Genomic DNA, 8353 nt, shown 5'->3' with positions numbered 1-8353 from the left:
TTATGTGGACAAATACGTAATCTGTCATGAATGTAACAGACCGGATACAAGAATCATCAGAGAAGGTAGAATATTCTTACTTAAATGTGCTGCATGCGGTGCAACAGCACCTTTAAAATCATTATAATTCTACTTTTTTACTTATTTTTACAGATACCATGTTTTGCCCTGAGTGTGGAAGTACTGATAAAGAAATGGTCGGAGACATTTGTATAGACTGTTTTTTAAAGGAATTTCAAATGATTGAGATTCCAAAAAGAATTGAAGTTCAGATTTGCAGCCACTGCAATAGTAAACTAGAAGAGGGCAAATGGAGTGATGAGTTCATTCCTGAAGAAGAGATAATCTACCGTGCACTTGAAAGAAACATAAAGACCGCTGATGAAGTGGAAGATGAAATCATTAACCTTGAAATCGACCAGATCAAAGGTACAATAGCCTATTGTTATGTTGAAGTGGCCGGCAAGGTTCATGGAACACAGATTGATGAGACCCATGACACTGAAGTTAAGATTCTCAAAACAGTTTGTCCAACCTGCAGCAAAATGCAGTCCGGATATTACGAAACCGTAATTCAATTTAGAGCAGACAACAGAGAAATAAAAGATGAAGAATACGCAAAAGCCGATGAAATAGTTGAAAGAACATTGCAAAAACAATCAGCGACAGACAAATTGGCTTACTGTCCGCAAATAGCCAAGCTAAAAGAAGGTTATGATTACTACATCGGATCCTTTAAATCAGGCCATAAAGTTGCAGATGCACTAAAAGAGGAATTTGGAGGAATAATAAAAGAATCCCCAAGACTTATAAGCGAAGACAAGTCCACTGGGAAAGGACTCTATCGTGTTTGGATTTCAGTTAGAATTCCCGAATTTGAAATTGATGATTTCATAAAATATGAAGATAAAATAATGCAGGTGACAAGCATCAGCAAGAACAGCGTTGTGGGCATGGACATTTCAGCAAACAAAAAGCACAACATTCCAATGAAAAATATGGAAGACATTGAACTTGTTAAAAAGGCATCAGACATAGAAAGTGCAACAATTATTTCAAAATCACCCCAATTTATACAGATTTTAGATCCAATCGATTATTCAACTGTGGATTTGAATATGGTTGAGGAATACGAGGATTTGAATGCTGGAGAGGAAGTAAAGCTTATCAGAATCGATAATAACATTTATTTATTAATTAAGTGATACAATGAATATTGAAGATAAAATACAGTTAATCAAAGAAGGTACATTAGAAGTCATAGATGAAGAAGAATTAAAAGAAGTTCTCGCTAAAGACCAACCTATAGCTTATACAGGTTATGAACCTTCAGGTAAAATCCATTTAGGTCATGCTGTAACTGTACAGAAATTAAAACAATTACAACGCCTAGGCTTTAAAATTAAAATCCTTTTAGCAGATTACCATGCATTTTTAAATGGAAAGGGAACCGTGGAAGAAATAGCTGAAACTGCCGAATACAACAAGAAATGTTTCCAGGCATTAGGCCTTGACGAAACAACAGAATACATTTTGGGATCTTCTTTTCAACTAGAAGGAGATTATACAGATAAAGTTTATCAATTAGCTACAATGACTACTTTAAAAAGAGCAAGGAGAAGTATGGATCAGGTAAGTCGTGCAGATGACAATCCAAAGGTGGCCAGCGTAATTTATCCTATCATGCAAACAGTTGATATGGCAGCCTTGGAAGTGGATGTTGCACTTGGAGGAATGGAACAGAGAAAAATACAGATGTTGGCAAGGGAAAATCTGGAAAAAATTGGTGAAAATGTTCCTGTTTGTATTCACACCCCATTACTGCACGGTCTTGACGGCGATGCAAAAATGAGCTCCAGCAAAGGAAACTACATTGCAGTCGATGATTCCGTCGAAGTGATTTCTAAAAAAATCAAGAAAAGTTTCTGTCCTCAAGGGGAAGTTGACGGAAATCCTATGATAGAAATTGCAGAAACATTTGTTTTCCCAAATCAAGATACGTTACTTATCAAAAGACCTGAAAAGTTCGGTGGAGATATCGAACTTACACATGATGAGTTAATTAAAGACTTCAGTGAAGGTAACTTACATCCAATGGATTTGAAAAATGGAATTAAAGAATTCTTAATTGAATTCTTTGCACCTGTAAGAGAATATATGGAGGAAGACTAATGGTTGAAGAAAAAGAAGAATTTGAAATGGGGTTGCCAAATGGTGTTGGTGAACAGATGCTTGCTCATGCCTTTGAAAAATTCGACATTAAATTGGAACAGACCGAATTCGGACCAAAAATTATTGGAGAATACGATGAGCTTGTAAAAGTGAGAGAATTTTTAGAAAACGCCATTCGTGAAAGACTAAAAGAACTTGAAGGAGACAAATGATCTCCTTTACATTTTGAATTTCCTCTATTTTACACAATGAACCGTTTGGATTTCATTGTTTTTTTATTTTCCTGTTTAAACGATTAATTAGTATTACTTCTTTTGAAAATAACCCATACAACAATTGCAATATTTCGGCCAACATTACTCATATTAGTTGATAAAATATGAATAGAATTACATATCGCCAATAATTTTCCCCATTAATCCAATTGGTTAAAAAAAGTTGGACATTAGTGACTATTCCCATTAATTTAACGAAATTTTGAATAATATTTATATAATAGTATTATTAAAAATATCAATAACTCAATATTGAGTTTTTCAACAAAAAAAAATTAAAAAGGTGAATCTTATGGATATAGGAGAAATAATTGGTGATGCTATAGCATACCCATTACAAAATATTAAAGCATTAGTTTTATATGCAGTTTTAGGTATAATTGCTGCAATCATCGGAGGAGCAGCAGCAGTTAGTTTTATAGGTGCTTTAGGCGGATCAGGTTTTAGCACCGCTGTATTTTCAGGATTAGGCGCTATTGGACTTATTATCTTTATCCTCGTACTATTCTTGATTGAAGGATACGGTTTAGACATTGTAAAATACGGTATTGAAAGAAGAGCGGATGGACCAGCAATTGACATCGGAAGACAAGTTTCAAATGCTATTAAATTAATCATTGTTTCTTTCGTTTATTACATTGTTCCAGTAATTATAACATTTGTTTTAGGAATCTTCCTCCAAAACTGGTTAATTACAATAATTGGAATAATCTTATTTATCGTATTTGCTTTAGCAAACTTTATGGCCAAATGTAGATTAGCAAAAACCGACAGTTTAGGTGATGCTTTAGCTATCGGAGAAGCAATTGGAGACATATCCAGAGTAGGAATTGGTAAACTCATTGCAACAGTTCTTCTTGTTGTAATTATCATAGCAATCATTGTATTCGTTATAGGTCTCATCAACAACCTTAACGGAACCATCGGTTCTATCTTATTAGGTATTGCTTCCGTTTACTTTGTATTCTTCTACAACAGAGTTATTGGTTTATTATACTCTGACGTATAAATAAACCACTCTTTTTTTCTTTTTTCTTTTTTTTAAAATAATCATCGCTTGTTCTTAAAAAAATCAGTTGCAAAATTATCATAATAATGAGGTTATCTGCTACAAATTCCAATTTTGCAATATAAACGGTTTAAACTAATTAACTAAATGAGAAATTACTTGTCTTCTTTTTTCTTTTTAACTAAATCTTTCATTTCATCAAATTGACTAGTAACATATCTATTGACTATTGAGACAGCTAAAGTGGCAGTACCGACACCAGATAAGATGAAACCGCTCCAGGCCAATACCAACGAATTAATTTTACCTATTATAGTATTTCCCGATGCATCAAAGCTGTTACTTGTAAATGCATTGGAAACCATTGTCATAGAATCCAAAGGTGAAACTCCTTCAATAACAATAGTAAATAAAAAACTAACAAGGATTATTACAAACAACAACACTATAGTTATTCCCAATCCGTTATTTTCAGTATATTTCACAAATTTGCGATAGTAAACTTTAATGAAATACAAATATCCAATTATGTGGAATATATCAAGTAAAACGATAATGCCGTCACCAAACACAATTCCTATTAGAGAACCAAATGGGACTAAAAAGAATAACAGAAGCTTCTCTTTTAGTGTATCTTTGCCCATATCAAGAGCAAGATATGTCGAAACAACTATATCCAAAATATATATAAAAATCAAACTTTCGTTCCAATCAAATGTAAGATATAAGCAAATCATGACAATGAGCAATATCATCATCAAATAAAAGACTTGCTTTAATGACAATAGTTCTTCAGAAGGAAAATATTCCCGAGGATCCAAAATCCTTGAATCTTTAGAACAGAAAAATAATTTGCCTTTATTAACAATGTATCTGCCGACATAAACAAAAACGGCAAAAATCCCCATTGCAGCCAATATTTGAAAAATAGGAATCAATATCAATTCAAGGACCATTATTCATCATCTCCTTCATCAATCAATTTTTTTAATTCCGCAAATTCCTTTTTGAAATGCCTGATTAAAAGTGCCGCCGTTAGTGTCGCAGCAATAACTCCTGAAAGAATATATCCTCCCCAAACCAGCAATAAACTGTTGAGTTTACTGGAAATAGTATTTCCAAAAGCAAAATACCCATTTCCTGTGAATTGATTGGAAACAATTACAAGGGAGTCAAGGGCATTTACATTTTCGGCATATTGAGTTATGAAAAAGCTTCCAAAAATTATTGCAAACAGCAATATTATGGTTATTCCCAACCCGTTTGAATTGGTATGTTCTATAAACTTGTCCAGATTAAGTTTTGCAATATATATAAAGACTAAAGCATGAAGTATATCTGCTAAAATCACTAAACTAACGCCAAATAAGGAATAAGCTAAAGATCCATATGGAATCAACAACAACCAGACAACCTTATGTTTTTTGGAGCCCACATCCAATGTGATTGCAAAATATAGTGAAAGTGCAAGGTCAAATATCACAAAATAATATATGTCTTTTGGGGCCCCCATAATAGAATAGAAAATATTGACAACACACAATGCCATTAAAATCAAATAAAAAACCTGTATTAAAGAATGAATTTCCTCTTCAGGCAATAATTCATTAAAATTTATGGACTTTCCCAACTTATTTTTTAATTGATTATATAATGCCTTGCCCAATAGGGTTAAAACAAAAAAGATACTAATTACAGTAAATAACTGAAGCAAAGTAGTAGTAAATATTTCCATATGTTCACCAATTAAGTTTTTTGTATTTTAATCATTATTAATATTTTTGGAATCGGAAATGCAAGTAACAGACAATAACTTATGCCCTTTTTCAGAAATCTAATGACAAAAATAATTGTCTTTTAAACACCGCACATGAGGCATCATTTGACATGTGTTTGGTGCAGCCTCAAGACATTCACCAATACTTAATTCCAGCTTCAAAATAATTAATAGTTACTTTTTTTCTTTTAATTTAATATGCTATTTTTGACATTTACTGCCACCATCTTGAAAATCACATCTGAATTTAAATTGTGGCATATATGAAAAGGTTATAAAAATAGGATTACTGAAATCAATCAGCCATCATTATCAAAAGCATATACAATTTACAGATAATTTAAAAATATTAAAACACTCTAAAAAAAGAAATTAAAAAAAAGTAATGAGAAGTAAATTCCCATTAACTTTTAACCTTTTTATCTTGTAGCCGGAACGTCAAGACTAATACAATACCCATCAGAATAGCAGTTATCTGCATTACAAATGCCATTGCATTCTGAATAATGATATTTACAACATCCACGAGAGTATTGTTCTGTTTAATATCGTCTATAGTACCCACTTTTTGGAAGTAGTTATAAACATCATCATGGAATTGTTGGTCGTTTGAATGATCCGGAGCATAGGTATCGACTGCAGTACCAACACCTCCCATAACTCCAAGAATCAAAATTATTCCGATGATTGCGGTACCCATTGATTCACCTAATGACTGACCGGTTGAAGTAATACCTGATGCATTGTTTTGGCCTTCCTTAGGAATATTGAATAATGCAACATCCACACTTAAAGCCATTGAAAAACCAAGTCCTGCACCCATTATAAACATTCCAGGCATTAAATCCAGCATTGTTGTATCCAATCTGAATTGATAGCTTAAAATCAGACATCCAATGATTGCTATTATACTTCCTAATGCCATGAGTTTCTTGTGACCAATTTTTGCAGACAAACTTGGAGCCGCCACTGCAAAAATTAGCAAACCAATAGTCAATGGAAGTGTAGTTAAACCTGTGTTGAATGCATTTAACTGCAATACACTTTGTAAGAAGAGAGAAATTGCAAACAATGCCCCTCCCATTGAAAGATATGCCATCAAGAGGATGATAGTTCCTACACGTAAGTTCCTGTCTTTAAATAACTCCATATCAAGCAATGGCACTTTGCCGTTTCTTTTTCTTCTGACTTCAAACAATGCAAATATTGCCAATGCAACTAATCCTAAAATTATTACAATTATGCTTGTATTGAAATCTTTAGATAAGGATAAAATACCTAGAACTAATAAAATAAGACCTATAAATGAAATTATAGAACCAGTAATATCCAAATCACTTCTAGATTCAGTAGGTGCGAAATCAGGCAATTTATTTCTGAATACTAAAATAAGTACAACAATTATTAATTCACATGCAAAACCATATCTCCAACTTAAAAAGGTGGTCATGACCCCACCGAAGAGCGGACCGATAGCAGCTGCAACTGCACCCATCACACCTACAATTGCCAAAGCAACTGTACGTTTTTCGCCAGAATAGGTTCCACTAATTATAGAAACTGTCGCAGGCATCATTAATGCACCGGCAATACCTTCAATCAATGCCCATCCTAAAAATAAAATTTCGGCGCTAGGACTTATTGATGCGGTGAATGTACCGACACCATAAAGAGCAGTACCGATTAAAAACAGTTTCTTTTTACCAACTATATCCTGAAGCTTGGCACTGAGTAGCATGAATGCAGCAGTGATAAGAGTATAAAAAGACATGGTCATTTGAATTGTACTCACATCAGTATTCAAATCAACAACGACCTGAGAAATACTTACATTCATGAATGTTGCGTCCAAAGCTATAATAAAGGAAGCTAAAGCAACCACTATCAGAGGAAGCCAAGACTGTTCCTTAATTGTTTCATTCATTTTTTTTAATCCTCCAAATATTCTAAATTATAATATGAAACACAACTACTTCTGTCATGCTAACATATGGATATGTTTAATTTTTTTATATCCTATTATCATTTTTTATTTTTGATATTTTATATATTTTTGTAATACTGTCCGCTTTGTCAATTTGTTAGTTCAGATGTTCATTTTTTTCATCCATCCATTATTTCTGTGAATATCCTGATGAAGTACAGTCGTCCACTTTTCATTGGTTTGGTGTTGAATGAAAATGCAATTCAAAATTGTTATAGGTTCACCTAATTTTCATTCAAACTGTTTTTTAAGGAAACTGCGTATTTTATGTTCTGAAAAGTCTTTTTTTAAAAAATAAGGCAAATGTGTAAAAATTAAAAAAAATGCAATGAGAAAATGGAAATTTTAATTCATTGAAAATTTGACATGGATCTGGAAAGTTAAAAAAAAAATAAAAAATAGCTTGATTAAGCTATTAAAAAGTCGCCGATAACGTTTTTATCATTGGATGCAATCATAACTATACATTTATCTTTTGTATAAACAAAAACATAGTCATTATCATCAAATTCAATAAATCCTCCCACATCATTAATGGTAGTTTCATTGGCAAAATCGCTTAAAACCTCATTATCCTCGAGATTTAAAGAACTGTAATTATAAACAAACAGTCCAACATCAGTGTTATCCTTTGTGTAGACTTTTCCATCCAAATCATAGCCATCTTTTATAAATCCTTCAATTATATTGAAAGTATTTTTAGAATCTTCTTTATAACCTGCAGGAATATTAAAGTCTATTCCTTCAATTGTTACAGTTTCGTTTTTATCACCAAGGCCAAAAATATCTCCCAAATCAAAAGCAGATACAGCACTTATGCTTGTTACGACAATCAACAATACCAATACTGTAAATATTTTTCTGTTCATAATTTACCTCCTAATAGTTAATTTAATTTTTATAATTAATAAAAATTAGGATTAGTAGAAAACACTTGGCAATCAATAAGATATGATTTATGATTTTCATAATCATTATCTCAATTAATCACTAAATAAAAAGAAAAAAAATGGTTTAATATTATGCATCAGCATATAATAAACCGACAGCTCTGTATAAAAACAAGATTATAAACGGTACTCCTACAAAAATGCTTATGAAAACTCCAATATATGGAATCAGCCCGATTAGTCCGA

The 8353-nt window shown here is 32.4% G+C and carries 8 protein-coding genes and 1 pseudogene; 5 read left to right on the top strand and 4 right to left on the bottom strand.

From position 1 onward, the window contains the following. The 5 genes and pseudogenes from ACJMLO_RS09670 to ACJMLO_RS09650 all read left to right on the top strand — a co-directional run. Window positions 1-127: pseudogene (locus tag ACJMLO_RS09670) on the top strand (translation initiation factor IF-2 subunit beta); the annotation flags it as partial. Between the two features lie 31 nt (window positions 128-158). Beyond that, window positions 159-1205 (top strand): 60S ribosomal export protein NMD3, encoded by a 1047-nt coding sequence (locus tag ACJMLO_RS09665; RefSeq protein WP_405296267.1) that lies wholly within the window; start codon window positions 159-161, stop codon window positions 1203-1205. 4 nt (window positions 1206-1209) lie between these two features. After that, a complete protein-coding gene (locus ACJMLO_RS09660; RefSeq protein WP_405296265.1) occupies window positions 1210-2172 on the top strand; it encodes a tyrosine--tRNA ligase in 963 nt (320 codons plus the stop codon). After that, window positions 2172-2384 carry a hypothetical protein gene (locus ACJMLO_RS09655; protein WP_405296263.1) on the top strand — a complete coding sequence of 71 codons (213 nt, stop codon included), beginning with the start codon at window positions 2172-2174 and terminating at the stop codon, window positions 2382-2384. The genes ACJMLO_RS09660 and ACJMLO_RS09655 overlap by 1 nt, the downstream gene beginning before the upstream one ends. Window positions 2385-2739: 355 nt before the next feature. Continuing rightward, window positions 2740-3456 (top strand): DUF4013 domain-containing protein, encoded by a 717-nt coding sequence (locus ACJMLO_RS09650; protein WP_405296261.1) that lies wholly within the window; start codon window positions 2740-2742, stop codon window positions 3454-3456. Between the two features lie 155 nt (window positions 3457-3611). Here ACJMLO_RS09650 and ACJMLO_RS09645 read toward each other — a convergent pair whose 3' ends face one another. From ACJMLO_RS09645 to ACJMLO_RS09630, 4 genes are all read right to left on the bottom strand, one after another. After that, complete coding sequence (locus tag ACJMLO_RS09645; protein ID WP_405296259.1) at window positions 3612-4412, bottom strand: hypothetical protein; 801 nt, start codon at window positions 4410-4412, stop codon at window positions 3612-3614. Beyond that, window positions 4412-5191, bottom strand: a complete 780-nt coding sequence (locus ACJMLO_RS09640) for a hypothetical protein (RefSeq protein ID WP_405296257.1) — start codon at window positions 5189-5191, stop codon at window positions 4412-4414. The genes ACJMLO_RS09645 and ACJMLO_RS09640 overlap by 1 nt, the downstream gene beginning before the upstream one ends. Before the next feature lie 445 nt (window positions 5192-5636). Next, window positions 5637-7157: an MFS transporter gene (locus tag ACJMLO_RS09635; RefSeq protein WP_405296255.1), complete on the bottom strand. Its 1521-nt coding sequence runs from the start codon at window positions 7155-7157 to the stop codon at window positions 5637-5639. A gap of 467 nt (window positions 7158-7624) precedes the next feature. Then, window positions 7625-8086 (bottom strand): hypothetical protein, encoded by a 462-nt coding sequence (locus ACJMLO_RS09630; RefSeq protein WP_405296253.1) that lies wholly within the window; start codon window positions 8084-8086, stop codon window positions 7625-7627. Window positions 8087-8353: the final 267 nt, after the last annotated feature.

This window comes from Methanobrevibacter sp. (assembly GCF_045120835.1).
Taxonomy (GTDB): domain Archaea; phylum Methanobacteriota; class Methanobacteria; order Methanobacteriales; family Methanobacteriaceae; genus Methanocatella.
The sequence above is the reverse complement of the archived record's forward strand: the minus strand, read 5'-3'. Positions and strand labels throughout refer to the sequence as shown.